Source organism: Comamonas koreensis (genome assembly GCF_021026195.1).
GTDB classification, from domain to species: Bacteria; Pseudomonadota; Gammaproteobacteria; order Burkholderiales; family Burkholderiaceae_C; genus Comamonas; species Comamonas koreensis.
This window is the reverse complement of record NZ_JAJNCT010000005.1, coordinates 898861-925027: the sequence shown is the minus strand read 5'-3', so window position 1 is coordinate 925027 and position 26167 is coordinate 898861. Positions and strand designations below refer to the sequence as shown.

Below are 26167 nucleotides of genomic sequence, written 5' to 3'. Positions count from 1 at the left end.
AGTTTTAGTAGGCGCTCAGGTTGAGCTCGTCAAACAGCTCGCTGTAGATGCGGTAGCGGTTTTCGCTGATCGGCAGCTCGGCATGGCCGTTTTGCACCGCGTTGATCACGCCGCAGCCGGGCTCGTGCAGATGGGTGCAGTTGTAGAACTTGCATTCCTTGGCATGGGCACCGATGTCGGGCATGCAGGCGGCCAGCTGCGTGGGCGCGATGTGGTACAGGCCAAACTCCTGGAAGCCGGGCGAGTCGATCAGCGCGGTCTTGCGTGCCTCATCCACCCAGTACAAGGTGGTGCTGGTGGTCGTGTGCTTGCCGGTGTTCAGCGCCTGCGAGATCTCGTTGGTCGCCACATTCGCACCCGGTATCAGCAGGTTGATCAAGGTGCTCTTGCCGACACCCGAGGGGCCGAGCACCAAGGTGGTCTTGCCTTCGAGCAGGCCGTAGATGGCGTCGCGGTCTTCCTCGTCGGCGCCTTCCAGCGCGAACGGCAGCACCATGTAGTGCGGCGGGTCCTCGGCCTGGTCGCGCATCGTGCGGTAGGGCTCCAGCCGTTCCCAGGCGCGCAAGAAGGGCTCGCCCAGGTCCATCTTGTTGAGGGCGATGACGGGCGTGATGTGCGCAGCTTCCGCCGCAATCAGCGCGCGTGCCAACTGCACCTCGCTGAAGACGGGCTCGGCCGCGATCAGGATCAGCAGCTGGTCCAGGTTGGCGGCAAAGGTCTTGGTGCGGATGTCGTCCTGGCGGTAGAAGACATTGCGGCGCTCCAGCACTTTCTCGATCGTGCCCTCGTCGCCCTGGCCCGGCGGCGGGGCCAGCCAGCGCACCTGGTCGCCGACGACGGCCTGGCTCTTCTTGCCCCGGGGGTGGCAGATGCGGCGCACGCCGTCCGGGGTTTCCACCACGCAGTGGCGGCCATAGCTGGCAACGACCAGGCCGGTCTGGGTACCACTCTGGCTGGGGGCGCTGGTGCGTCTTGCAGGTTTTGCCATGGCTCTCAGGCCAGCTGCAGCATGGCTTCGATGCGGCGTGCGCATTCGAAGTCGGTGACCGACAGCCCATGCACATCATGGGTGTTGAAGCGCACCACGCAGCGGTTGTAGTGCACCGACAGGTCCGGGTGGTGGTCCTGCGTATGGGCCACCAAGGCCACGCCGTTCACAAAGGCCATGGTCTCGTAGTAGTTGGCAAAGCGGAAGGTCTTCTCGATGGCCACATCGGCACCATCACCGCTCAGCACCCAACCGGTCAGTTGGCTCAGCTGTGTCACCACCTCGGAGGCGGACAGCGCGCGGCGGCTTTGGGTGGACCAGTCTTGTTTGGGCAGGTGGGTTTCAGTCATGGGCCAATTGTTGCATGTGGCGGATACGCTCTACGGCAGGCGGGTGCGAATAGTAATAGCGCACATAGACCGGATCGGGCGTCAACGTGGAGGCATTGTCCTCATAGAGCTTGAGCAGGGCCGACTGCAGATCGGCCGCGCGCGTCTGCTGGACAGCATAGGCATCGGCCTCGAACTCATGCTTGCGCGAGGACTGCGCCATCAGCGGCGAGACAAAGCTGCTGAACACCGGTATCACCAGCATGAACAGCAGCAGTGCCAGCGCATCGTTGGGGCTGGAGCCGGGCACGCCAGGAATGTTCAGGTTGGGTGTGACGCCGAGGCCGGTATAGAACCAGCCCTGCTGCGACAGCCAGCCCAGCAGCGCAAAGCCCAGCAAGGTCAGGCCAAACAGGCCCAGCATGCGCTTGATGATGTGCTTGTGCTTGAAGTGGCCCAGCTCATGGGCCAGCACGGCTTCGACCTCGTCGCCATTGAGCTTTTGCAGCAAGGTGTCGAAGAACACCACGCGCTTGCTGGCGCCAAAGCCGGTGAAATAGGCATTGGCATGGGCGCTGCGGCGGCTGCCATCCATCACAAACAGGCCCTTAGCCGCAAAGCCGCAGCGCTGCATCAAGGCCTGCACGCGGGCTTTGAGGCTTTCGTCCTCCAGTGGCTGGAACTTGTTGAACAGCGGCGCGATAAAGGCCGGGTAGATGACCATCAGCAGCAGGTTGAAGCCCACCCAGAAGGCCCAGGCCCAAAGCCACCACCACTGGCCGGCCGATCCCATCAGCCACAGGATGACCGCCAGGATGGGCAAGCCCACCAGCGCGCCCATGGCCGTGCCCTTGAGCAGATCGGCCAGCCACAGGCCGGGCGTCATCTTGTTGAAGCCAAAGCGCTGCTCCAGCACAAAGGTCTGGTAGTAGCTGGCCGGCAGATCGATGAGGCCGCTGATCAGCGCAAACGCGGCCACCAGGGCCAGCTGCTGCCACATGCCGCCGCCCAGTGCGTCCAGCAGACTGGCATTGAGCAGATCGAGCCCGCCCAGCAAGGTCCAAGCCAGCAACGTGACGGTGCCAATCGCCAGGCCCAGCAGCCCAAAGCGGGTCTTGGCAATCGTGTAGTCGGCCGCCTTGTGGTGGGCCTCCAGGCTGATGCGGTCGGCAAAGAGGGCGGGGACGGCATGGCGGTGGGCGGCCACATGGCGCATCTGGCGGCTGGCCAGCCAGAGTTTGATCAGCACACTGGCAGCCAGTGCAATGGCGAATAGCAGGGTGAACAGCAGCGATGGAGTCACAAGTGGGGGTGTTGGTGGGCGAATACCAGACAGTGTAGGGCATAGGCGACAATCGCCCCCATGCAAAACAAGAACACCCTGGATACACAGGCCGACCCCGTGCCTGAGCTGGCCAAGTCCGATCTGAACCTGGTCTGGCTGGACTGCGAAATGACCGGTTTGAACCCACTGGAGCACCGTGTGATCGAGATCGCGCTGGTGGTCACCAATGCCGATTTGAGCGTGCGCGTGGAAGGGCCTGTGATTGCAATCCACCAAAGTGACGAGGAGCTGGCCAAGATGGACGCCTGGAACCGGGGCACCCATGGCCGCAGCGGGCTGACCGAGCGGGTCAAGGCCTCAGCGATTGACGAGGCCGCTGCGCAGGCCGAAGTGCTGCGCTTCATGAAGCGCTATGTGCCCAAGGCCAAGGTGCCCATGTGCGGCAACAGCATCGGCCAGGACCGCCGTTTTCTGGCGCGCTACATGCCCGATCTGGAAGCCTACTTCCACTACCGCAATGTCGATGTGAGCACCCTCAAGGAGCTGGCACGCCGCTGGCGCCCCGAGCTGGTCACCGGCTTCAAGAAGGCACAAAAGCACACCGCGCTGGCCGATGTGCATGAGTCGATTGACGAGCTGCGGTACTACCGCGAGCATTTTCTGCAGCTGGCGCCCGCCGCCCCACAGCCCGCCGCTTGAACGTGGTTTTTTCGGGGCATTGACCCTTGGGTCTGCGGGAAAACCCCAGATCGTGCGATAATTCGCGCTTCCCCGCCAAAACTGGCGGTTGATACGCACATCTCCCTTCATTCTCTGGGCGTCCAGGCCATGCGATTCGCAGCATGGCCGATTTGAACAAGCCCGCGGCAATTTGTACGGCCGTTACCGTTTGATGGTTGATGTATTTAAAACCATGAACGGTACGGAACTGCGTTGCGAAACGCGCAGTGGCCGGCCTATTGCTATTGTTCAAAATGACGCAAGACCTCCATCTGCAGGGCGAAGCCGCGCCTGCGCAAAACACTGTTGACGCTACCCAAGAGATCGTCAATACCCCCCTGTCCACTGAAGCCGCCGACGCTTCGCAAGAAGGCAACACCGAGCTGGTGGCTGAGACCGAAGCCGAAGCGCTGCCTGAAGAGCCGAACGGCTTTGTCGAGCTGGGCCTGGCGCCCGAGCTGGTGCAGGCCGTCAAGGACCTGGGCTACACCCAACCCACCGCCGTGCAATCGCGCGCCATTCCGCTGGCCATGTTTGGCGACGGCGAAGAATCGCAGCACTTTGCCGACCTGATGGTGTCGAGCCAGACCGGTTCGGGCAAGACCGCCGCCTTCCTGCTGCCCGTGCTGCACACGCTGATCCAGCAACAAGGCCAGGCCGAAGCCGCTGAGCGCGCTGAACACGAACGCCTGGTGGCAGAAGCCCTGGCCCGTGGTGAGCAAGCGCCCAAGCGCGCCAAGCGCAAGAACCCGCTGAGCCCCCGCAACTTCAAGGCTGCCCAACCTGGCGCCCTGGTGCTCTGCCCTACCCGTGAGCTGGCCCAGCAAGTGGCCCACGACGCGATTGAGCTGGTGCGCCACTGCCGTGGTCTGCGCGTAGCCAATATCGTGGGCGGCATGCCTTACCAGCTGCAAATCGCCAAGCTGCAAAACGCTGATCTGGTCGTGGCCACGCCTGGCCGTCTGCTGGACCTGCAGCGCTCGATGCAGATCAAGCTCGACAAGGTGCAGTTCTTGGTGGTGGACGAGGCCGACCGCATGCTGGACCTGGGCTTCTCGGACGACCTGGCCGAAGTCAACCAGCTGACCGCACAGCGCAAGCAGACCATGATGTTCAGCGCGACCTTCGCGCCACGCATCCAGCAGCTGGCCATGCGCGTGATGCATGACAACGGCTCGGGCGTGCAGAAGATCACCATCGATTCGCCCCAGGAAAAGCACGCCAACATCAAGCAAGTGCTGTTCTGGGCCGACAACTCCCAGCACAAGCGCAAGCTGCTGGACCACTGGCTGCGTGATGCCTCGATCAACCAGGCCATCGTGTTTGCATCCACCCAGGTGGAATGTGACGGCCTGGCCAACGACCTGCAGCAAGAAGGCTTCTCTGCAGTGGCACTGCACGGCGCGCTGAGCCAAGGCCTGCGTAACCGCCGCCTGATGGCCCTGCGCAATGGCCAAGTGCAGATCCTGGTGGCGACCGATGTGGCTGCCCGTGGTATCGACGTGCCCACGATTACCCACGTGTTCAACTACGGTCTGCCGATGAAGGCCGAAGACTACACCCACCGCATTGGCCGTACCGGCCGTGCTGGCCGCTCGGGCCTGGCGATCACCTTCGCAGAGTTCCGTGACCGCCGCCGTGTGTTCGATATCGAGGCTTACACCAAGCAGCAGTTCAAGCCGGAAGTGATTCCAGGCATGGAGCCGCAGCAACGCTTCCCCGCACGCAGCGAAGGCGCGCGTGGTGCAGGCCGTGGTGGTGACCGTGGCCGTCCAGGTGCTGGCCGTGGTGGCGAGCGCCGTGGTGGTGGCGGCTTTGGCGCCGACCGTGGTGGTTTTGGTGCCCGCCGTGACGGCGAAGGCTATGGCCGCAAGCCAGGCTTTGGCGAGAACGCTGGTTTTGGTGGTGCTCCACGCGGTGGCGATAGCCGTCCGCGTTTCGAGCAGCGCGATGACCGTGCACCACGCTTTGAGCAGCGCCCTGACCGTGGTGGCGACCGCTTCCAGGACCGTGGCCCGGACCGTTTCCAGGATCGCGGCGCTGATCGCTTCCAGGACCGCGCACCCCGCCCCGAAGGCCGCAGCTTTGACCGCGCGCCTGAGCGCCGTGGTGACCGCTTTGGCGGCGACAACCGTGGCGCTGACAGCCGCGGCCCACGCAGCGCAGGCCCCCGCCACGCCGGTGGTGGTGACTTCGCCCAGCGCCGTCCAGGTGGTGAAAACCGCTTTGGTGGTGAGCGCGGTGGACGTCCCTACAGCCCCGCTGGTGGTGACCGCAAGCGCACCGAGCGCAGCCGTTAATCAGCGCATCGCGCAATGACAAAGAGCTTCCCAAGGGGAGCTCTTTTTTTATGCCTGTCGCACAAGGCGGCTGCTAGATGGTGAGCTCTGAGTGCCCCCTTGGGGCGCATCCGTCAGGCTTCAGACCGCATTGTGGCGGCCGATATCGGGCCAGCGGTGGTGAAAGTAGATCCAGCTGAACAGGCCGGTCAGCATCAGGCCCATCGACGCAATGGCGAGCGCCACGGTGGACTGCATGACCAGGGGCGCGAGCACGCCCGCGACGATGCCATTGGCGACCGAGGTGACGACGGCCTGCAGCGAAGAGGCCAGGCCCCGGCGCTCCGGATGCAGATCCAGCACCAGCAGGGTGACCACCGGGGTCATCAAGGCCCAGCCGAAGGAATAGATACCCAGCGGCAGCAAGGCCCAGGCCGGGTGCGGGGGCAGTACCAGGTTCAGCAGCAGGTAGATGCAGGAGGTCAGGAACATGATCAGAAAGCCGTGGCGCACCTGGCGCTTGGGCGGAATCTTGCCCGCCAGCCTGCCGCTGACCCAGGCGCCCAGCATGATGCCGCCGATGGTGCAGATGAAGAACCAGAAGAACTGGGTCGGCTGCATGCGCATGTGGGTGCCCAGGAAGGTGGGGGCCGACAGGATGTAGATGAACATGCCGTTGAACGGTACACCGCTGGCGGCAGCCAGCAGCAAAAAGCGTGGGCTGCTGCACAGCTGCCAGTAGCCGCGCATGAGGTTGCGCACATCAAAGGCCTGGCGCTTTTCGGGCGGCAGGCTCTCTGGCAGCAGGCGCCAGTTGTAGGCCCACAGCAGCGCGCCAATTACCGTCAGCAGCCAGAAGATCGATTGCCAGCTGGCGTAGGCAATGAAGACGCCGCCGATCATCGGCGCGACTGCAGGCGCGATGCCGAAGTAGATGGTGATCTGGCTCATCACCCGCTGGGCCTGGGCGGGCGGGAACAGATCGCGCACCACCGCGCGCGAGACCACAATGCCGGCGCCCGTGGTGCAGCCTTGCAGTGCGCGGAACAGGATCAGCTGGCCGGGGGTCTGGGCTAGCGCGCAGCCCGCCGAGGTCAGCGCAAAGGCGGCCAGGCCCCAGAGCACGATGGGGCGGCGGCCAAAGCTGTCCGACAGCGCACCGTGGAACAGGTTCATGAACGCGAAGCCAAACAGATAGGCCGACAGCGTCTGCTGCATCTGCAGCGGTGAGGCGTTGAGCGATGCTGCAATGCCGTCAAAGGCGGGCAGGTAGGTGTCGATCGAGAACGGCCCCAGCATGCCCAGCAGTGCCAGCATGACCGCCAGAATCCATTGGGGTGTGGGCTGGGCGGATGCGTCTGCGGGGCGTGGTGGGTTCATGGCCAGCGCGCCACCGGCCGTGGGCAGGGGGCGTCGTCAAATAAGGGGGTTAAGAGCCTGGGCTGCTGCAGCCTGGGGCGAGCCCGGTGTGCAAGCAGCAGCCGCTGAGCTTAACCCAAGCGCCGGCGCCATGCAGTCGCTGCGGTATGGGCCTGCGGGCTGCGCCTCAGCGCGGCTGCACTTCGTCGGGCAGCATCGCGGCGATGATGTCCAAGGTGTCGAGCATTTGCGAGGGGTTGCGCGGATCGGCGCTGAGCACGGGCACGGCGCATTCGGCATGGGCCGAGAGGCGCACGGTGAACATCTCCTGCTGCGCAGCCGATGCCGGGCGCGCAATCAGCACCACGATGGCCTGGATGTTGGGGGCGGCATGGCACTGCTGAATCAGGTCGATGGTCTGCTCCATCGCATGGGGCTCGTGGATATCGACCATAACGATGGCGCCAAAAGCCAGCGACAGCGCCCATTCACGCACAAAGTCGTAGCGCTCCTGACCGGGGCAGCCGTAGACCTGCAGGGTGTCCTCATCGTCGAGCTTGATTTCGCCAAAATCCAGGCCTACCGTGGTGGTCTCTTTCGCGTGGGCCTGCTTGTCCAGATTGGGCACATCGCACTCGATGGCCAGGCTGCCGCAGAGGCTGCGGATCGCTGTCGTCTTGCCGATGCCCATGGGGCCCAGCAGCACGATGCGTTTGATGGGGTGGTGCATGCGGTCCTCCCGTCAGTGGTTCAGTGCGGGTCGCTGGCCCGGTTCTGGTGGATCCAGCGGCTCAGTTGTCGGAAAAGGCCCAGCTTGGCCGCCGCCGCCGTGCTGGGCTGGGCGGCATGGGGTGCTGGGGAGGCAGGGGTGGCCATGGCCAGCGGCTCAGCAGCTGTGGGTGCTGCTGTCTCTACCAGCACGCCCTTGCCGCGCAGGACCTGTAGTACGCGCAGGATCTCGCCGCGCTCTAGCTGGGTACGTTCGGCCAGTTCATCCAGGCTCCGGTCTCCGGAGATCATTGCCGCGAGCAGCTGCCGGTGGGCCTGGCCGGCCATGCTGCCGGTCAGCTGGGTCCAGCGCTTGATGCGAAAACGGGTACCGGGAGCGGGCAGGTTGCCCGGTGCGGCGGCAGCGGGTGCCGTGGTCGCGATCGGAGCTTCTGCCATGGGCTCAGGCGCCGGCTCAGCCACCACCAGCGTCGGCTGGCTCAGGTCGGTGGCCTTGAGAAAGGCGGCATCGGCATTCTTCAGCTGCACATCATGGCCCAGGGTCATGCCGTGCTGGCGACGGGTCTTGAGCGTTTCGCGCAGTCGCTTGCCATGGGCCTGGACGCTGATGTGTTCCAGCAGCTGGGTCAGGCGGCCCACGCTGTAGTCGGGTGGCAATTGGGCATCAATCTGGTCCGGCCATTGGGCGCGTGCGGCCTGGGCCTGGTCATCGGTGGCAATCAGCAGCACAAAGGAGTTGTTCGAGCGGTTCTGGATGGCGCCGGGGGCGCTATGGGCGTCGATCACCCACAACTCAGTGGCGGGCTTGGCGGTCTGAGAAGGCTGTTTGTCGCGCCAGTGCTTGGCGGCGACTTCAAACAAATAGCTAAAGCGCAGTTGATGGGCTTCACTCAAATGGGCGGCATGCAGGATCAACTCGGACATAACAACTCTCCCTGGCACATTCACCATCAAGCGTTATGGAAGCAGCAGTTCGTGCGAAGCGGGTGCCTGGCATGGACGTTGTTCCATTTTCAAAGCTTGTAATAATATGTCAATATCTCAGATATATTAATAATGCGCCATTGATTAATCGCAACTATAGTGCGATCTTTGTGCCAGATGTAGCGCAGGCGTGCCTGAAAAGTGTAACTAGCTTTCTTGGTAGCGTTAGGGCGAAGCGCCTGGTACACCGCAGAGATGTATACCAAGGCTTATTTAGTATTCAAATAAACAACAGGCCTGCTCAGGCCTGTTGTTGCATCCGCTCAGTGTTGGTGCTGGTGACCGCCTGCAGCGGCAGGCTGGCCAGCGGCTGCCGGGGCCAGCGCGCGGATGGGGGCGCTCACGGCAATGCTCTCCTTGGCACCATCGGCATGCACCACTTCCAGGGTCAGGTCGACGTTCTCGCCGGCGACCAGCGGCTTTTTCAGGCCCATCAGCATGATGTGGTAACCGCCGGGCTTGAGGCTCACGGCCTGGCCGTTAGGCAGTTTGACGCTGGGCACGGCCCGCATCTTCATCACGTTGTCTTCCATGCGCATTTCGTGCACTTCGGCGGTGCTGGCGGCGTCGGTCTTCACGCCGACGAGCTGGGCATCGTCATGCGCCGAGCGCAGATCCATGAACACACCAGAAGCCTGTTGCTGTGCGACCGTGGCACGCGCCCAGGGATTGCTGACCGTGACATGGGCAAAAGCGCTGGAGGCGGTTGCAAACGCGAAGGCGGCGAGCAAGGAGGGGAGCAGGGGGCGCATGGTAGGTGCTGAGAGAAATGTCGGAGGGATAAAACGGATTCCAGCATTCTACAAGCGCAGGGCCATCCTGGCCTGCAAGCGCTGCGGCTCTGCGGTAGGGCAGGCGACAGGTGACGCGGGGAAATAAAAAACGGCCTAGGCGAGAAGCCTAGGCCGTCAAGAGTGGTGGGCCCTGAGTGATTCGAACACTCGACCAACGGATTAAGAGTCCGCTGCTCTACCAACTGAGCTAAGAGCCCGAAACTGTCGCACCTTGGAAATGCTTTGTTTCGTCGGCCTGCGCGCTTTTTCGCAAGCCATAAAAATGTGGTGGGCCCTGAGTGATTCGAACACTCGACCAACGGATTAAGAGTCCGCTGCTCTACCAGCTGAGCTAAGAGCCCACATTTTTTGCTGTCAGCAGTGCGCTGCAGCAAGCCTTGTATTATGCACTAATTTTTACGCCTGCTCGGAAAAATCCCAATATCAACCCTGATTTTTTCCGGCAGGCCTGCCGCCGCAAAGGCAAAAACGGCCCGGACCCCGCCGGGCCGAGCCTGTCTGCTGCGGCGCGCGGTTTACATCAGCAGATGTTCGCCCGCATTGTCGCCGCCCAGGATCACATAGTTCACCTTGCGGATGTCCATCAGATGCTTGCCGCCTGCGTAGCTGATGGAGGACTGCACGTCCTGCTCCATCTCGGTCAGCGTGTCTTGCAGCTTGCCCTTGATGGGTTCGAGGATGCGCTTGCCTTCGACGTGCTTGTACTCGCCCTTGTTGAAGTCGCTGGCCGAGCCGTAGTATTCCTTGAACAGCTCGCCATCGAGCTCGACCGTCTTGCCGGGAGATTCCTCATGGCCGGCAAACAGCGAGCCGATCATCACCATCGTTGCGCCAAAGCGGATGCTCTTGGCGATGTCGCCATGGCTGCGGATACCGCCGTCGGCAATGATGGGCTTGGTGGCCACGCGTGCGCACCACTTGAGCGCCGACAGCTGCCAGCCGCCGGTGCCAAAGCCGGTCTTGAGCTTGGTAATGCAGACCTTGCCCGGGCCCACGCCCACCTTGGTGGCATCGGCGCCCCAGTTTTCCAGGTCGATCACGGCCTCAGGCGTGGCCACGTTGCCGGCGATCACAAAGGCTTCAGGCAGCTTCTCTTTCAGATAGCCGATCATGTTCTTCACGCTGTCGGCATGGCCGTGGGCGATGTCGATGGTGATGTATTCGGGGCAGATGTCGTCGGCCACAAAGCGGTCCACCACTTCGTAGTCGGCTTGCTTGACGCCCAGCGAGATCGACGCGAACAGGCCTTGCGACTGCATGGCCTTGGTGAAGGCGACGTTGTCGATGTCAAAGCGGTGCATCACATAGAAGTAGCCGTGTTGCGCCAAAAACTTGCAGATCTTCTCGTCCAGCACGGTCTTCATGTTGGCAGGCACCACCGGCAGGCGGAAGGTGCGGTTGCCCAGGACAACGCTGGTGTCACATTCCGAGCGGCTTTCCACGCGGCACTTGCGGGGCAGCAAAAGAATGTTGTCGTAGTCGAAGATTTCCATTTGATTCCAAGCTCCATAAAAGGTCGCAGCGAACTATTTCGCAGCGATGGGGCGCTTGGCTTGGAGACCGGTCGGGCAGGGCGCTTCGCATTGGAAATGCCCTCTTTTGCGCTGTTGCAGACACAAAAAAACCGGGTCACAAGAAACTTGGGCCCGGTGACTGATTCTAGCAGCAAGCACTGGCTTTGCAAAAGCCTTGCCGGCCGCTGCAGTATGTCTCCTCGCCGCGCGCGGCCCCTGGGCGCATCGCGGGCTGGCAGCTCGCCAGCTTGTCGTTCTCCCTACAATGGGGGGATGGATTCGAATGATTTGTTTGCGCTGCCGTCCGAAGCGGGTGGTGCTGGGCATTTGCCGCTTCTCAATGGCCTCAACGACGAGCAGCTGGCCGCTGCCACCTTGGAAGGGGGCCATGCGCTGATTCTGGCCGGTGCCGGCTCGGGCAAGACCCGGGTGCTGACCACGCGCATTGCCTGGCTGCTGCAGACGGGCCGCGCCACGCCTGGCGGCATTCTTGCGGTCACTTTTACCAATAAGGCTGCCAAGGAGATGCTCACGCGCCTGTCGGCGATGCTGCCCATCAATGTGCGCGGCATGTGGATCGGCACCTTCCACGGGCTGTGCAACCGCATGCTGCGGGCGCATTACAAGTCGGCCAACCTGCCGCAGACCTTCCAGATCCTGGACACGCAAGACCAGCTCTCGGCGATCAAGCGCCTGTGCAAGCAGTTCCAGGTCGATGAGGAAGCGCTGCCGCCCAAGCAGCTGCAGTACTTCATCAGCGGCTGCAAGGAAGAGGGGCTGCGCCCCTCCGACGTGCAGGCGCGCGACATGGCCGAGCGCAAGAAGGTCGAGCTCTACCAGCTCTATGAAGAGCAATGCCTGCGCGAAGGCGTGGTGGATTTTGGCGAGCTGATGCTGCGCTCCTACGAGCTGCTGCGCGACAACCTGCCGATCCGCCAGCACTACCAGCACCGCTTCCGCCACATGCTGGTCGACGAGTTCCAGGACACCAACCGCCTGCAGTACCTCTGGCTCAAGCAGCTGGCGGGCGACATGGTGGGCGGCAAGTTCCAGTCCCTCAGCAGCGTGATTGCGGTGGGCGACGATGACCAGAGCATCTATGCCTTCCGTGGTGCACGCGTGGGCAATATGCAGGATTTTGTGCGTGAGTTCGAAGTGCGCCAGCAGATCAAGCTGGAGCAAAACTACCGCAGCTACAGCAATATCCTCGACAGCGCCAATGCGCTGATCAGCCACAACAGCAACCGCCTGGGCAAGAACCTGCGCACCGACCAGGGCCCGGGCGAGCCGGTGCGGGTGTCCGAGAGCGCCACCGACATGGCCGAGGCGCAGTGGATGGTCGAGGAGATCAAGTCGCTGATCAAGAGCGATGGCTTTGCGCGCAGCGAGATTGCCGTGCTCTACCGCAGCAACGCCCAAAGCCGGATTCTGGAAACCAGCCTGTTCAATGCCGGTGTGCCTTACCGCGTGTATGGCGGCCTGCGCTTTTTCGAGCGGGCTGAAATCAAGCATGCGCTGGCCTATCTGCGCCTGCTGGAGAACCCGCATGACGACACCAGCTTCATGCGGGTGGTGAACTTTCCGCCGCGCGGCATTGGCGCCCGCACCACCGAGCAATTGCAGGAAGGGGCGCAGGCCGCCGGTTGCTCGCTGTATGACGCGGTGACGGCCGTGGCTGGCAAGGCGGGTACCAAGCTGCAGTCCTTTGTCGCGATGATCGATGTGCTGCGCGAGGAGACCCAGGGCAAGACCCTGCGCGAGACCATCGAGCGCATGCTGGTGGTGAGCGGCCTGATCGAGCACTACCAGACCGAAAAGGAAGGCGCCGACCGCATCGACAACCTGGGCGAACTGGTGACCGCAGCCGAGAGCTTTGTCACCCAGGAAGGCTTTGGCAGGGATGCCGTGGCCATTCCGCTCGATGAGCAGCAGGCCATGGGCGTGCCAGCCAGCGGCCAAAGCCCGGTCAGCCAGGGCCTGGACCCGGATGCACCGCTGCTCGACACCCCGCTGCCCGGTGCCGCCAGCCCGGCCATGGTGAACCCCGATACCGGCGAGACCTTGTCGCCGCTCGTAGCCTTTTTGACCCATGCGGCGCTGGAGGCCGGCGACAACCAGGCCCAGGCCGGCCAGGATGCCGTGCAGATGATGACCGTGCATGCCAGCAAGGGCCTGGAGTTTGACGTGGTCTTTATCGGCGGGCTGGAAGAGGGCCTGTTCCCGCACGAGAACGCGATGACCGACACCGGCGGGCTGGAGGAAGAGCGCCGTCTGATGTATGTGGCGATCACCCGGGCGCGCAAGCGCCTGTACCTGAGCACCTCGCAGACGCGCATGCTCCACGGCACCACGCGCTACAACGTGCGCAGCCGCTTCTTGGATGAGCTGCCCGAAGGCGCGCTCAAATGGCTCACGCTCAAGCATTCGGGCTTTGGCAGTGGCATGGGCAGCCTGGCTTACGGCGGTGGCGGTGGTCGCTCGTCGGGCGGTGGCTATGGTGATTCCGCGCCCAGCATGTGGGGCAAAACCCCCGTGCCGGTGCAAAAGGCCGAGCCCGCGCATGGCATCAAGAAGGGCGCCAATGTGTTCCACAACAAGTTTGGCGAAGGCAAGGTGCTGGCGGTGGAAGGCACGGGCGACGATGCCCGCGCCCAGGTGAATTTTCCGCGCCATGGCACCAAGTGGCTGGCGCTGTCGGTGGCCAAGCTCACGGTGGTCTGAGCTGCGCGCGGGTCTCAGCCCGCAGTGCAAGCCTGGCAGGTGTTGGGGTGATAGTGGGCGCCAACCTCAGGCTTGCATTTAATAGTTGCATGGGATACTATATGGGTTGCTCATCCGCTTGAGCAGCCCTGCCGCATTCTGGTGCACCTCTGCTGCCCAGGCTGCGCTGGCCGTCCCCCATCCGCGCAGGGGGCGGCGCCCGCGCTGCTTCCCGGCGGGTGAGTCGCCACTTCCATGTCCCAGCCATATGCATTGGCCGCACCGCCGGCCGGTCTGCGCGTTCGCCATTCGCTGGGTTGACGAGAATGCCCATGACACCTGCCCGCAAGATCGATATATCCACCCCGGCCGTTGGCCGCCACCAGGCGCTGCGCCATCTGCTGTCGCCGCGCCAGCTGCGTGACAGCGCCCGTCTGCAACCGCTGCCGTCGCTGCACATCGCGTTGGTCGCGGCCATGCAGGCGGCGCTGGCGGTGCTGCTGGCCTTGGTGGTGGCGCGGCTGTCCCCCTGGCCCCAGCTGGTCGGCCCGTTGGGGCTGGGCGCATTGGCGGCGCTGTTTGGCCGCTTTGCGGCGCCGGGCCGGCGCATGCGCATCGTCGGCATCTGCGCAGCCATGCTGTGCGCGGCGGTGTTTTTGCCCTCCCTCGCATCCTGGGCCGGGCTGCCCGCCCAGGGCATGGTCTGGGTGCTGGCGCTGGTGGCCGGCGCGGCCACCTTGGCGGTCAGCCACTGGCGCCTGGGTGGGCCGGGCGCGGTGATTGTGGTGTTCGCCGCCGGTGCCTCGCTGGCGCCGGTGCACAGCGGGCAGCAGCTGCTGGAGCGGACCTTGGGCACCCTGGCCGGCGGCCTGTTGGCAGCCCTGGTCTGCTGGGCGACCGATGGCCTGCGCCACCAGGCGATGCAGCGCGTGCAGTTGCCTGCGCAGCCGCAGCGGCCCTGGCCGGCCGAGCTGGCTGCTGCCGGCCGCATGGTGCTGGGTGCTGGCCTGGCGGCCTGGGTGGCCCAGGCGGCGGGCTGGCAGCATCCGGCCTGGGCGGCGATTGGCGCCACGGCGGTGATGCAGGGCAGCCATCTGCACATCACGATGAACCGCGCGCTGCAGCGCATGGTGGGCACCATGCTGGGCGCGCTGGTGGCCGGTCTGATTCTGTCGCTGGAGCCTTCCTTCTGGTGGATCGCCGCCTGCATCGTGGCTCTGCAGTTCATCACCGAGGTGAGCATTGGCTACAACTACGCGCTGGGCCAGATCACCGTTACGCCGATGGCCCTGCTGATGACGCATCTGGCCTCGTCGCCGCTGGCGCCTTTGGCCATGCCGCTGGAACGGGTGCTGGATACCGTGCTGGGCGCGGCACTGGGCATTGTGTTTGCGCTGGCACTGTCCAGCCTGGAAGACCGGGCGCACCTGCACCGCCTGCACCACGGCGAAGGCCCGCAGCCATGAAAAAAGCCCGGGCTGTGGGGCACAGGCCGGGCTTGGTTGAATCGGTAAATCTCAGAGCGCGACGCTGTCCGCTTGCTCCGGGGCTTCAAAGCAGTCGCGAAAGCTGAACACCACCGAGGTCAGGAACATCGTCGCCAGCATCAGCGAGCCGGCAATCGCAATCGCCGCCGCTGCCCAGGCGCCCAGCAAGGTGCCCAGCAGCGCCGACAACAAGGCCATGGCGATGCCAAAGCCGATGCCGACAGCCATCCAGGCCAGGCCAAACATCGTGAAGGCGCCAATATTGCGGCTGCAGGCAATCAGGCTGAAGAACACCGCCTTGATGGCAGGCACCTTGTGCCAGTAGATCAGGCCAGGCGCATGCCAGAACAGCAGCGACAGCGGAATGTACAGCAGCATGGTGGCGAACATGGCCTGCTGAAAAGCGGGTTGCTCGACGATCTCACGCGTGATCTCGCCGCCCATCAGGTTGAGGCGGGCGAACTGGCCGCCATCGAACAGCGCCGAAAAGCCCAGTACCAGCAAGAAGGACAGCGCATAGAAGACGCCCAGCACGACGAATGAATTGCGCCGTTCCTTGTCCACGCGCAGCGCAGCCAGTACCACTGGCAAGGTCGGGCGCGTGCCCTGCGCCGTCAGCGCGGCGCCAATCATCATGCACAAGGTGGAGACGGGCAGCAGCGCCAGCGCGATAAAGGTGCCGGCAATCGGGATGGCGCCGATCAGGGACATCACCATCATCGACAGAAAGAACAGCGAGGTCAGGGCCAGGGCCTGTGTCTTGAAGGTTTTGAAGCCGTCTTGCACCCAGGTCACACCCTGGCGGGCAGTGGCGATACGAAGTTTCATGCACCAGCGCGCTGCAGCGCGGGCTGCAGCGATAAAAATCAAAGGGGATGGCGCACTGTAACCCATGCGCCCAAGGCGCAGGCGCCCATGTGGGCATGGCGCGCGGGTGGATCAGATCAGGTGGTAAGGCGCGGCCAGGCGCGCGCGCAGCACCCGCTCGAAGTGGGTCGGGTCATGGGGCTTCAGCAGCGAGGCTTCGCGCGGCAGGTAGAAGTCCCAAAGGCGCGAGATCCAGAAGCGCAGCGCGCCTGCGCGCAGCATGGCATTGAGCAGCTCGCGCTCGCAGGCCTGCAGTGGGCGTACCGCCTGGTAGGCGGCGAGCAGCGCATCGGCACGGGCCTTGTCAATGGCGCCGGTGGCCAGGTCGATGCACCAGTCGTTGATGACCACGGCAATGTCGAACAGCCAGGTATCGACACCGGCGAAATAGAAGTCAAAGATGCCCGTCAGGGTCTCACCCTCGAACATGGCGTTGTCGCGGAACAGGTCGGCATGCACCGGGCCGCGTGGCAGCGCCGCATAGGCCGAGCTTTGCGCCACATGGTTCTGGTACGCCAGCTCGCTGCGCAACAGCTCGGCGGTGGCGGTGTCCAGGTAGGGCAGCACCACCGGCACGGTCTCGTTCCACCAGGGCAGGCCACGCAGATTGGGCTGCTGGCGCGGGTAGTCGAGCGCGGCCTGGTGCATTCGGGCCAGCACCTCGCCCAGCGATTGGCAATGCGCCGCTTGGGGCGCCAGCTGGCTCTTGCCGGGCAGCTTGCCGACGATGGCGGCGGGCTTGCCCTCGACCTGCAGCAGGATGTCGCCGGTCTTGCCATCGGCCTGGGGCTCGGGCACGGGCACGCCGGCCTTGGCCAGGTGCTTCATCAGGTACAGGTAGAACGGCAGTTGGTCGGCGCGCAGGCGCTCGAACAGGGTCAGCACGTACTCGCCCTGGCTGGTGGTCAGAAAGTAGTTGGTGTTTTCAATACCGCCTTCAATACCGCGCAACGAGACGAAATCGCCCAGCGGGACGCGTTTGAGCAGGGCCTTGGCAGCCTTGTCGGATACTTCGGTGAAAACAGCCATGGATATAGATCGTCGCTACAAAAACAAGGCCAGCCTCTGTGGCTGGTCTGGCCCGCAAGGCGGGTGCAAAGATGCGATTATCGCAAGCCCGGGCGGCGCCGGGCTTTTCGCTCTGGTATCGCGCTCAGAAATTGCCGATGTTCCAGACGCGCTTCTTGTTCTGGGTGTCGCCAAAACCGTCAGGGCGGGCGCGGGCGCCATCGGTGGACTTGACCTCGTAGCCGGGCATGTTGCCCATCTTGGGCTGCACATGGATGCTCTGGGTCTGGCCACCAATGCGCACCTCGTCGATGCGGCTGCCCGCGTCTTCCACCCGGATGTATTCGGCCTTCTGGTTGTACTTGTCGTTCGCGGGCGCCGCGTCGGCAGGGGCCGCAGGCTGTGCAGCGGGCTGGGCTGCAGGCTGCTCGGCAGGAGCGGCGGGTTGCTGGGCCAGTGCAGGGGCTGCCAGCACCAGTGCCAGGGCCTGGGCGATGAAAGAAGTGGTAATTGCGCGCATGGCTCAATTGTAAGTTGTCGCCCGGTGTTTGCGTACCGGGCACAATGTCAATATGCGTAATCCTCCTACTTTAGTGCTGGTGGACGGTTCCAGCTATCTGTACCGTGCCTACCATGCCATGCCCGATCTTCGTGCGGTTCCCGGCGACTCTGCCAGCCCGGCAACCGGGGCCATCCGGGGCATGATCAATATGATGCAGGCGTTGCGTAAAGACATACAGGCCGACTACGCGGTCTGTGTTTTCGATGCCAGCGGCCCTACCTTTCGCGACGATCTCTACACTGAGTACAAGGCCACGCGCTCGCCGATGCCCGACGACCTGCGCTCGCAGATCGCGCCCATCCATGAGGTGGTGCAGCTGCTGGGCTGGAAGATTCTGGCGGTGCCCGGCGTCGAGGCCGACGATGTCATTGCCACCCTGGCCCAGATGGCCTCGCAGCAGGGCATCCAGGTCATCGTCTCCAGCGGCGACAAGGATTTGAGCCAGCTGGTCAACGAGCACGTAACCATTATCGACACGATGAACGGCAAGCGGCGAGACGTGGCCGGGGTCACGGCCGAGTTTGGCGTGCCGCCCTCGCAGATGGTCGAGTACCAGGCCTTGGTGGGCGATACGGTGGACAACGTGCCTGGCGTCAGCAAGGTGGGCCCGAAGACGGCTGCCAAGTGGCTGGAGGAACACGGCTCCTTGGACCAGTTGATCGCCAAAGCCGACACGATCAAGGGCGTTGCCGGCCAGAACCTGCGCGATGCGATCGCCAGCGGCCAGCTGGCGCTGAGCCGCCAGCTGGTGACGATGAAGACCGATTGCGCGCTGGACGACTACATCCCGGGCCTGCCCGCCTTCGATGGCATTACGCTGGGAGAGCCGGATGCCGCCGGCCTGGCACCGTTCTATGAGCAGTACGGCTTCAAGGGCCTGGCGCGGTCGCTGGGTTCTGCCGCAGCGCCCGCTGCGGGCAAGGCCGCAACCGGCCCTGCCGGCCAGGCCGGTCTGTTTGACAGTGCCGATGCCGCGGTGACCGAGGTCGCCATCGAGGCCCAGCAGCGCGATGTGGTCTACCACACCATCCTGACCGAGGCCGATCTGGATGCCTGGTTGCTCAAGCTGCAAACGGCCGAATTGGCGGCGCTCGATACCGAAACCGATTCGCTCGATGAAATGCAGGCCCGCATCGTCGGCATCTCGTTCAGCGTGCAGGTGGGCGAGGCGGCCTACATCCCGCTGCGCCACGAAGGCATGGACGTGCCCGAGCAGCTGCCGATGGATCTGGTGCTGGCCAAGCTCAAGCCCTGGCTGGAAGACGCCAGCAAAAAGAAGCTGGGCCAGCATGTCAAATATGACCAGCATGTGCTGGCCAACCACGGCATTCGCGTGCAAGGCTATGCGCATGACACCATGCTGCAGTCCTATGTGCTGGAGGCCGACCGCCCCCACAACCTGGGCAGCCTGGCGCTGCGCCACACCGGCCGCACGGGCATCAGCTACGAAGACCTCTGCGGCAAGGGCAAGGGCCAGATCCCGTTTGCCCAGGTGCCGGTGGACAAGGCTGCCGCCTATAGCTGCGAAGACTCGGACCAGACCCTGGATGTGCACCGCGTGCTGTGGCCGCGCATCGAAGCCAATGCCGGCCTGGCGCATATCTATGCGCTGGAGATGCAGACCAGCGAAGCGCTGTTCCGCATCGAGCGCAATGGCGTGCGCATCGATGCGCCCGAGCTGGCGCGCCAGAGCAATGACCTGGGCCGCCGTATTCTGGCGCTGGAGGCCGAGGCCTATGAGATCGCCGGCCAGCAGTTCAACCTGAGCAGCCCCAAGCAGCTCGGCGAGATCTTTTTTGACAAGCTGGGCCTGCCCGTGGTGAAGAAAACCGCTACCGGCGCGCGCAGCACTGATGAAGAAGTGCTGGAAAAGCTGGCTGAAGATTATCCGCTGCCGGCCAAGATTCTGGAGCACCGCTCGCTGTCCAAGCTCAAGGGCACCTATACCGACAAGCTCGCGCAGATGGCACTGCCCAGCGATGGCCGCGTGCATACCCACTATGCGCAGGCGGTGGCCGTCACCGGCCGCTTGTCCAGCAACGATCCCAACCTGCAGAACATCCCCGTGCGCACGGCCGAAGGCCGCCGCATCCGCGAGGCCTTTGTCGCGCCCGAGGGCAAGCTGATTGCCAGTGCCGACTACTCGCAGATCGAGCTGCGCATCATGGCGCATCTGTCGGGTGACGAGGCGTTGCTGAACGCCTTCCGCGATGGGCTGGATGTGCACCGGGCCACCGCCGCCGAGGTGTTTGGCGTGGCGCTGGACCAGGTCAGCAGCGAGCAGCGCCGCTATGCCAAGGTCATCAACTTTGGCCTGATCTACGGCATGAGCAGCTTTGGCCTGGCCAAGAACCTGGGCATCGAGACCAAGGCCGCTGCCGCCTATATCGACAAGTACTTCCAGCGCTACCCCGGCGTCAAGCGCTATATGGACCAGACCGTGGAGCTGGCGCATACGCAGGGCTATGTCGAGACCGTGTTTGGCCGCCGCCTGGTGCTGCCCGAGATCAATGGCGGCAATGGCCCGCGCAAGAAAGCGGCCGAGCGCGCCGCGATCAATGCCCCCATGCAGGGCACGGCGGCCGACCTGATCAAGAAGGCCATGGTGGCCGTGCAGGCCAAGCTTGACGCGGACAAGCCCGAGGTGCTGGTCATCATGCAGGTGCACGATGAACTGGTGTTCGAGCTGCCTGCCGCCGAGCAGGAATGGCTGCGCACGGAGATCCCGGCCATCATGGCGAGTGTGGCCGACCTGAAGGTGCCCTTGATCGCCGAGATCGGCTTTGGCCCGAACTGGGAAAAAGCGCACTGAGGCTGATGCCCGCAGCGCTGCCTGACATAGGCAGTCGCTGAGGTTCCAGATGGACCGCTCCAAGCCCTGGCATCCGCCCAGGATTTGGGGCGGTTAATGCAACTGCGTTGCAACAAAGTGCTACCATGCGCGGCATGTTGGATGGGGCACGGGTGCCCGGTGGCTGCGCTGGCGCGTGGTTGCGGCACCGGATGGACGGCGTTTTTTGTTGAGCCGGCCCCGCTGAAGGATGGTTTCATGACTTTGATCGCAATCGTGCTGGCGACCCTTGCTGCCGGTTTGGGCAGCGTGTGGGTGGCCGCAGCGCTGATGCGCACGGGCATTGGCAGCCAAGGCAGCCGCTTTGGTGCCCAGCACCTGCTGAGCCTGGCCGCAGGCGCCTTGCTCGCCACCGCCTTTGTGCATTTGCTGCCCGAGGCTTTCGAGAGCCAGATCAACCCCAAGGCGCTGTTTGTGGTGCTGCTGCTGGGTCTGGTTTTTTTCTTCTTGCTGGACAAGGCCGAGCTGTGGCACCACGGCCATGAGCACCGCCATGCACTGCCCGAAGAGCGCGGCCATGCCCATGGCGAGCATGCAGATGCCGAGCACGCCGATGGCCAGCATGGCCATGCGCACCACCACCATGGCCACACACACAACCACAGCGCAGGCGGCTGGTCGCTGCTGACCGGTGACAGCGTGCACTGCTTTGGCGACGGCATCCTGATTGCGTCGGCCTTCATGGCCGATATGTGGCTGGGCATTGTGGCGGCCATCTCGGTGCTGGCCCATGAGGTACCCCACCATATGGGCGACCTGGTCGTGCTGTCGGGCAATGGCGGCCGCAGCCAGAGCAAGGTCGCCTTGCTCAAGCTGTCGCTGGCTGGTGCGGTGACGGCGCTGGGCGGCGTGGTCGGCTATTTCCTGGTCAGCTCACTGGCCGATTTTCTGCCGTACTTCCTGGCCATTGCATCGAGCAGCTTCATCTATGTGGCGTTGGCCGATCTGATCCCGCAGCTGCAGCGCCAGCTGACGGCCAAGCAGACGGTGCAGCAGGTGGTCTGGCTGGCCATCGGCATGGTGGTGGTGAGTGCTGTCAGCACCTGGGCGCATGGCGACCATGACCACCATGGCCATGCACACGGCCTGGCCGAGCAGCATGAGGCCCATGGCACGCAGGACGCGCATGGTGACCACGACGGTCACAAGCACTGAGGCAGAAGCGAAAGCGTAGCTGTCAGCCTGCGCGCAGGCCACTGCCCTTGTTGGCCAGCAAGGCCCGCACCACCGGCAGCTGGCGCCGCGAGACCAGCAGCACATCCGCAATGCCAAACAGGCGCAGCTGCCAGCCATCGCTGTCGTCCACATCACAGGCTTTTTCCAGACAGCGGATGGCCGAAGGCGCGACCAGCGCATTGCGGTGCACGCGCAGATAGCGTTTGGCAAAGCGCGTTTCCAGATCATTGAGGCTGCCTGACCACAGGTACTCATGGGTGGCGGTGCGCACGGTCACATATTTCAGCTCGGATTTGAAGTACAGCACATCGGCCAGGCGCACCCGTTCGGTACGGCCCCGGTCGGTGATCAGCAGGGTGTCGGCGTCCAGATCGGGCTCGGGCTGGGCAGGGGCCTGGCGCAGCGCATGGGCCTGGGCAACCAGGGCCACCTTGTGCAGTGCGGCTGCCAGGCGCTCGCGCCGCACCGGCTTGGTCAGGTAGTCGGCGGCATTGACCTCGAAGGCGCTCAGCGCATGCTCGGGGTGGGCGGTGACAAAGACCACCGCAGGGGCAGGGGGCTGCTGCTGCAGCTGGCGCGCCAGCTCCATGCCGCTGAGGCCCGGCATGTGGATGTCCAGCAGCAGCACATCAAAGGCCTGGCCCAAAGCGGCGGCGCTGGCCAGCGCCTGCAGCGCCTCGGGCGCATTGGCGGCCTCCTGCACGGCGGTTGGCGCTGGCGTCATCTCGACCAACAAGCGCCGCAGCCGGCTGCGGGCCAGGGCTTCATCATCCACAATCAATACTCGCATGGGCGCCTATGCTAGCGGAGGCCGGGCCTGGCTGCCAACACCGGCCGTCGTGTATTTGCGCCCGCTCAAGCGGGGATGCTGATGCGCACCATGTAGATGCCGTCCTTGCTCGTGGCCTTGAAGTCGTACTCCAGGTCATAGAGCAGGCGCAGGCGCTTTTTCACATTCAGGATGGCCGTGCCGGTGCCGGCACGCCGCTCGGGCTGCGGGGCGCTGAAGGGGCGTGGCGTGGTGTTGATGATCTGGATCTGCACCATATTGCCCCTGCGGCGCGTGGCAATGCTGATGCGGCCATGGCCGTGGCTGGGCTCGATGCCATGCTTGACGGCGTTCTCCACCAGCGGCTGCAGAAACAGCGGCGGCACGGTGGCGTCATCGGCGCGCGAGTCCAGGTTCCAGCGCACGGCCATGCGGTCTTCAAAGCGGATCTGCTCGATCGACAGGTAGCGGCGCGCCAGCATCACCTCTTCGGCCAGGGTCGAGGCCTCGCGTTTTTCGGTCAGCGCATGGCGGAACAGGTCGCTCAGGTCCTCCAGCATGGCCTCGGCCTTGTGCGGGTGGTCCTGCACCAGCGCAATGGCGCTGTTGAGCGCATTGAAGAGGAAATGCGGGCGGATGCGCGCCTGCAGCTCGGCCAGGCGCGCGGTGGTGGCCGCTGGCGTGCGGGCCTGGGCCCGCCATTGCAGGCCCACCACCACCATCGCCGCCAAAAAGCCGCCCGCCGCAGCGCTGGCCAGCCAGGCGGTTTGTGCGGACAAGGTGGCCCATTGGTAGAGCATGGCCGCCAGCAGCCCGCAGGCCACGCCCAGCGCGGCGCCGGCCAGGTACTGCAGGCGCGTGCTGCAGCGCTGCAGCAGCTTTTTCTGCTGGCAGGCCAGCACCAGCCACAGCAGGCTGGCCGGCAGCACCACGGCGGTGAGCAGTGCCAGCTGAAAGAACCAATCGGCCAAGCCGCTGGTGCCAAAGGCCGCGGCGATCGCCACCACAGTCTCGACCAGGGCCACGGTGCGGCCGATCACACTGGCGGTGCAGGCATCAAACACATAGGCCGTGCCGACGATGGCTTCGCGCGGGGCTGGATTAGTTGATGTTGCTGGCATGGTCGTGCAGGGTCGATAAAATCCTGGTTTTTCGCCCAGGGCTTCGGCGGGCCACAGGCACAGCACCGGAGGCTGTGTTTCCGCAGCGCAACTGGCAGCTTAACCCGAATACTGCGACCTTCATGTCTACACCACACGCTTCGTCTCCTTCGCACAACCAGCTCGATTCCAAGTCCGAAGCCTGGTCGGCGCTGTTCTCCGAACCCATGAGCGATCTGGTCAAGCGCTATACCTCCAGTGTGTTTTTCGACAAGCGCCTGTGGCAGGCCGACATCCAGGGCAGCCTGGCCCACGCACAAATGCTGTGTGCCCAGAAGATCATTGGCGAGCAGGACCTGGCCTCCATCGAGCAGGGCATGGCACAGATCACCTCGGAGATCGAAGCGGGCAGCTTTGAGTGGAAGCTGGACCTGGAAGACGTGCACCTGAACATCGAAGCGCGCCTGACCCAGCTGGTGGGCGATGCCGGCAAGCGCCTGCACACCGGCCGCAGCCGCAATGACCAGGTCGCCACCGATGTGCGCCTGTGGCTGCGCGGCGAGATCGACCTGATCGAAGGCCTGCTGGGCGAGCTGCAGCTGTCGCTGGTGGAAGTGGCCGAAAAGAACGTCGACGTGATCCTGCCCGGCTTTACCCACCTGCAAGTGGCCCAGCCGGTGAGCTTTGCCCACCACCTGCTGGCCTATGTGGAAATGTTCAAGCGCGATGCCGAGCGCATGCTGGACGTGCGCAAGCGCGTCAATGTGCTGCCGCTGGGCAGCGCCGCGCTGGCCGGCACCACCTACCCGCTGGACCGCGAGCGCGTGGCCCGCACGCTGGGCATGGAAGGCGTGTCCCAGAACTCGCTGGACGGCGTCAGCGACCGTGACTTCGCGATTGAATTCACCGCTGCGGCGTCGCTGTGCATGGTGCACATCAGCCGCCTGTCCGAGGAACTGATCATCTGGATGAGCCAGAACTTCGGCTTTGTGCGCATTGCCGACCGCTTCACCACCGGCTCGTCGATCATGCCGCAGAAGAAGAACCCCGATGTGCCCGAGCTGGCACGGGGCAAGACCGGCCGCGTGGTCGGCCACCTGATGGGCCTGATCACCTTGATGAAAGGCCAGCCGCTGGCCTACAACAAGGACAACCAGGAAGACAAGGAGCCGCTGTTCGACACCGTCGACACCTTGAAGGACACCTTGCGCATCTTTGCCGAGATGATCGGCGGCCAGGTGAACCCTGCGACCGGCGCCAAGGAGGGCGGCATCACCGTCAACGCCGACAACATGCGTGCCGCTGCGCTCAAGGGCTATGCCACCGCCACCGACCTGGCCGATTACCTGGTCAAGAAGGGCCTGCCTTTCCGCGATGCCCACGAGACCGTGGCCCATGCCGTCAAGCTCGCCTCGCAAAAGGGCGTGGACCTGACCGAGCTGCCGCTGGCCGAGCTGCAGGCCTTCAACCCCAACATCGAAGCCAATGTCTTCGAGGCGCTGAGCCTGGAAGGCTCGCTGAACGCCCGCAATACGCTGGGTGGCACGGCGCCTGCCCAGGTGCGCACGCAGCTGGCTAAGCACCGCACACGTCTGGCATAAGCCTTGCTTTAACGGTTCTTCTTCGATTCCTGAAAGCCCAGCATGTCCTTGCGCCGCCGCCATTTCTCCCAACAACTGCTGGCCGCTGCTGCGGCCGGGTGGCTGGCCAGCCCCTGCTGGGCGGCGGGCTACAACAAGGGCAAGCCGGTGCGGCTGCTGGTGGGCTTTCCACCGGGCGGCGGCACCGATGTGATCGCGCGCCTGCTGGCCGAGAAGATGAAGGACAGCCTGGGCACCTCGGTGGTGGTGGAGAACAAGCCCGGCGCGGGCGGCCAGATTGCGGCCCAGATCCTCAAGGCCTCGCCTGCGGATGGCGCCACCTTCTTCGTCACCCACGACCACACCATCTCCATCCTGCCCCAGGTCGTCAAGAACCCGGGGTTTGACCCGCATGCGGACTTTGTGCCGGTGGCCGGTTTTGCCAGCTTTGTCAATGCGATTGCGGTCTCCGACGGCCTGGGCGTGCGCACGTTTGAGGCCTATCTGCAGTGGCTCAAAAAGCAGGGCGGCAAGAGTGCGGTGGGCATTCCAGCGCCAGCATCCACGCCGGAGTTCCTGGTGCGGGTGCTGAACCAGCGCTTCAAGACCGACCTGGTGTCCGTGCCCTACCGGGGCAGCGCGCCGATGCTGGCCGACATGATGGGCAACCAGATCCCTGCCGGCATTGGCTCGGTGCAGGATTTCATCGAAAGCCACAAGGCCGGCAAGGTCCGCGTGCTGGCCGTGCTGGGCGGCAAGCGCCAGCAGGCCTTGCCCGATGTGCCCACCTTCAGCGAACTGGGCCTGCCGGGCCTGGAAGACATGCCTTATTACGGCATGTATGCTGCGGCAGGCACGCCCCCCGATATGGTGCAGGCTGTATCGCAGGCGGTTGCCAAGGCCGTGGCCGCCCCCGATGTGCAGGAGCAGCTGGTGGGCATGGGGTTGAGCGTAGGCTATATGACGCCCGAGCAGCTGCTGGCACGCGAGCGCGCCTATTCGGCCGTCTGGGCCCGCATCATCCGCGACAGCGGCTTCCAGCCCCAGTGACCTTCGCTGGCGCTGCTGGGCAGCAAGGCATCCATC

At 64.3% G+C, this 26167-nt stretch carries 21 protein-coding genes and 2 tRNA genes; 8 read left to right on the top strand and 15 right to left on the bottom strand.

Going from position 1 to position 26167, the window contains the following annotated elements:
- Positions 1 to 4: 4 nt before the first annotated feature.
- From rsgA to LPW39_RS06500, 3 genes are read right to left on the bottom strand one after another with little or no spacing between them, the layout of a single operon-like run.
- Complete coding sequence (gene rsgA, locus LPW39_RS06510; protein WP_230772745.1) at positions 5 to 988, bottom strand: ribosome small subunit-dependent GTPase A; 984 nt, start codon at positions 986 to 988, stop codon at positions 5 to 7.
- Between the two features lie 5 nt (positions 989 to 993).
- Positions 994 to 1338, bottom strand: coding sequence for a 4a-hydroxytetrahydrobiopterin dehydratase (locus LPW39_RS06505; protein ID WP_230772736.1), 345 nt, complete (start codon positions 1336 to 1338; stop codon positions 994 to 996).
- Positions 1331 to 2644, bottom strand: a complete 1314-nt coding sequence (locus LPW39_RS06500) for a M48 family metallopeptidase (RefSeq protein WP_230772900.1) — start codon at positions 2642 to 2644, stop codon at positions 1331 to 1333. Before LPW39_RS06500 ends, LPW39_RS06505 begins: the two co-directional genes overlap by 8 nt.
- Positions 2645 to 2680: 36 nt before the next feature.
- On the opposite strand from LPW39_RS06500, the gene orn reads away from it, so the two are divergent.
- Both orn and LPW39_RS06490 read left to right on the top strand, forming a co-directional pair.
- The gene (gene orn, locus LPW39_RS06495; RefSeq protein ID WP_230772728.1) at positions 2681 to 3301 is read left to right on the top strand and encodes an oligoribonuclease; all 621 of its coding nucleotides are present in this window, start codon (positions 2681 to 2683) and stop codon (positions 3299 to 3301) included.
- 275 nt (positions 3302 to 3576) lie between these two features.
- A complete protein-coding gene (locus tag LPW39_RS06490; protein WP_230772719.1) occupies positions 3577 to 5622 on the top strand; it encodes a DEAD/DEAH box helicase in 2046 nt (681 codons plus the stop codon).
- Positions 5623 to 5742: 120 nt separating this feature from the next.
- Here the strand turns inward: LPW39_RS06490 and LPW39_RS06485 are convergent, their stop codons facing one another.
- From LPW39_RS06485 to LPW39_RS06455, 7 genes are all read right to left on the bottom strand, one after another.
- Positions 5743 to 6981 (bottom strand): multidrug effflux MFS transporter, encoded by a 1239-nt coding sequence (locus tag LPW39_RS06485; RefSeq protein WP_133854966.1) that lies wholly within the window; start codon positions 6979 to 6981, stop codon positions 5743 to 5745.
- A 166-nt stretch (positions 6982 to 7147) separates the two neighbouring features.
- On the bottom strand, positions 7148 to 7690 hold the full coding sequence (locus LPW39_RS06480) for a GTP-binding protein (protein WP_230772717.1): 543 nt from the start codon (positions 7688 to 7690) through the stop codon (positions 7148 to 7150).
- 20 nt (positions 7691 to 7710) lie between these two features.
- Complete coding sequence (locus LPW39_RS06475) at positions 7711 to 8613, bottom strand: hypothetical protein (RefSeq protein WP_230772712.1); 903 nt, start codon at positions 8611 to 8613, stop codon at positions 7711 to 7713.
- 323 nt (positions 8614 to 8936) lie between these two features.
- Positions 8937 to 9425: a copper chaperone PCu(A)C gene (locus tag LPW39_RS06470; RefSeq protein WP_230772710.1), complete on the bottom strand. Its 489-nt coding sequence runs from the start codon at positions 9423 to 9425 to the stop codon at positions 8937 to 8939.
- A gap of 163 nt (positions 9426 to 9588) precedes the next feature.
- Positions 9589 to 9664: transfer RNA gene (locus tag LPW39_RS06465), tRNA-Lys, on the bottom strand.
- 68 nt (positions 9665 to 9732) lie between these two features.
- A tRNA-Lys gene (locus LPW39_RS06460) sits at positions 9733 to 9808 on the bottom strand.
- 174 nt (positions 9809 to 9982) lie between these two features.
- Entirely contained in the window at positions 9983 to 10960 is a 978-nt protein-coding gene (locus LPW39_RS06455; RefSeq protein WP_230772701.1) for a GMP reductase, read from the bottom strand.
- A 294-nt stretch (positions 10961 to 11254) separates the two neighbouring features.
- Here LPW39_RS06455 and LPW39_RS06450 point away from each other — a divergent pair, with 294 nt between their 5' ends.
- Together LPW39_RS06450 and LPW39_RS06445 are read left to right on the top strand one after the other, a co-directional pair.
- Positions 11255 to 13702 carry a UvrD-helicase domain-containing protein gene (locus LPW39_RS06450; RefSeq protein ID WP_230772699.1) on the top strand — a complete coding sequence of 816 codons (2448 nt, stop codon included), beginning with the start codon at positions 11255 to 11257 and terminating at the stop codon, positions 13700 to 13702.
- A 311-nt stretch (positions 13703 to 14013) separates the two neighbouring features.
- On the top strand, positions 14014 to 15147 hold the full coding sequence (locus LPW39_RS06445) for an FUSC family protein (RefSeq protein ID WP_230772674.1): 1134 nt from the start codon (positions 14014 to 14016) through the stop codon (positions 15145 to 15147).
- Between the two features lie 51 nt (positions 15148 to 15198).
- On the opposite strand, the gene LPW39_RS06440 is transcribed toward LPW39_RS06445, so the two are convergent.
- The 3 genes from LPW39_RS06440 to LPW39_RS06430 all read right to left on the bottom strand — a co-directional run bounded on the left by LPW39_RS06440 (position 15199) and on the right by LPW39_RS06430 (position 17563).
- Positions 15199 to 15996 (bottom strand): BPSS1780 family membrane protein, encoded by a 798-nt coding sequence (locus LPW39_RS06440; protein WP_230772672.1) that lies wholly within the window; start codon positions 15994 to 15996, stop codon positions 15199 to 15201.
- 111 nt (positions 15997 to 16107) lie between these two features.
- Positions 16108 to 17064 carry a homoserine kinase gene (locus LPW39_RS06435; protein WP_230772669.1) on the bottom strand — a complete coding sequence of 319 codons (957 nt, stop codon included), beginning with the start codon at positions 17062 to 17064 and terminating at the stop codon, positions 16108 to 16110.
- A gap of 124 nt (positions 17065 to 17188) precedes the next feature.
- Positions 17189 to 17563 (bottom strand): hypothetical protein, encoded by a 375-nt coding sequence (locus LPW39_RS06430; protein ID WP_230772657.1) that lies wholly within the window; start codon positions 17561 to 17563, stop codon positions 17189 to 17191.
- Positions 17564 to 17615: 52 nt separating this feature from the next.
- On the opposite strand from LPW39_RS06430, the gene polA reads away from it, so the two are divergent.
- Both polA and LPW39_RS06420 read left to right on the top strand, forming a co-directional pair.
- Positions 17616 to 20417: a DNA polymerase I gene (polA, locus tag LPW39_RS06425; protein WP_230772655.1), complete on the top strand. Its 2802-nt coding sequence runs from the start codon at positions 17616 to 17618 to the stop codon at positions 20415 to 20417.
- Positions 20418 to 20654: 237 nt separating this feature from the next.
- The gene (locus LPW39_RS06420; protein ID WP_230772652.1) at positions 20655 to 21611 is read left to right on the top strand and encodes a ZIP family metal transporter; all 957 of its coding nucleotides are present in this window, start codon (positions 20655 to 20657) and stop codon (positions 21609 to 21611) included.
- 22 nt (positions 21612 to 21633) lie between these two features.
- On the opposite strand, the gene LPW39_RS06415 is transcribed toward LPW39_RS06420, so the two are convergent.
- Positions 21634 to 22422 carry a LytR/AlgR family response regulator transcription factor gene (locus LPW39_RS06415; RefSeq protein WP_230772641.1) on the bottom strand — a complete coding sequence of 263 codons (789 nt, stop codon included), beginning with the start codon at positions 22420 to 22422 and terminating at the stop codon, positions 21634 to 21636.
- A gap of 65 nt (positions 22423 to 22487) precedes the next feature.
- A complete protein-coding gene (locus tag LPW39_RS06410; protein WP_230772629.1) occupies positions 22488 to 23522 on the bottom strand; it encodes a sensor histidine kinase in 1035 nt (344 codons plus the stop codon).
- A 122-nt stretch (positions 23523 to 23644) separates the two neighbouring features.
- Here LPW39_RS06410 and argH point away from each other — a divergent pair, with 122 nt between their 5' ends.
- Together argH and LPW39_RS06400 are read left to right on the top strand one after the other, a co-directional pair.
- Complete coding sequence (gene argH, locus LPW39_RS06405; protein ID WP_230772600.1) at positions 23645 to 25102, top strand: argininosuccinate lyase; 1458 nt, start codon at positions 23645 to 23647, stop codon at positions 25100 to 25102.
- 42 nt (positions 25103 to 25144) lie between these two features.
- The gene (locus tag LPW39_RS06400; protein WP_230772593.1) at positions 25145 to 26131 is read left to right on the top strand and encodes a Bug family tripartite tricarboxylate transporter substrate binding protein; all 987 of its coding nucleotides are present in this window, start codon (positions 25145 to 25147) and stop codon (positions 26129 to 26131) included.
- Positions 26132 to 26167 lie beyond the last annotated feature (36 nt).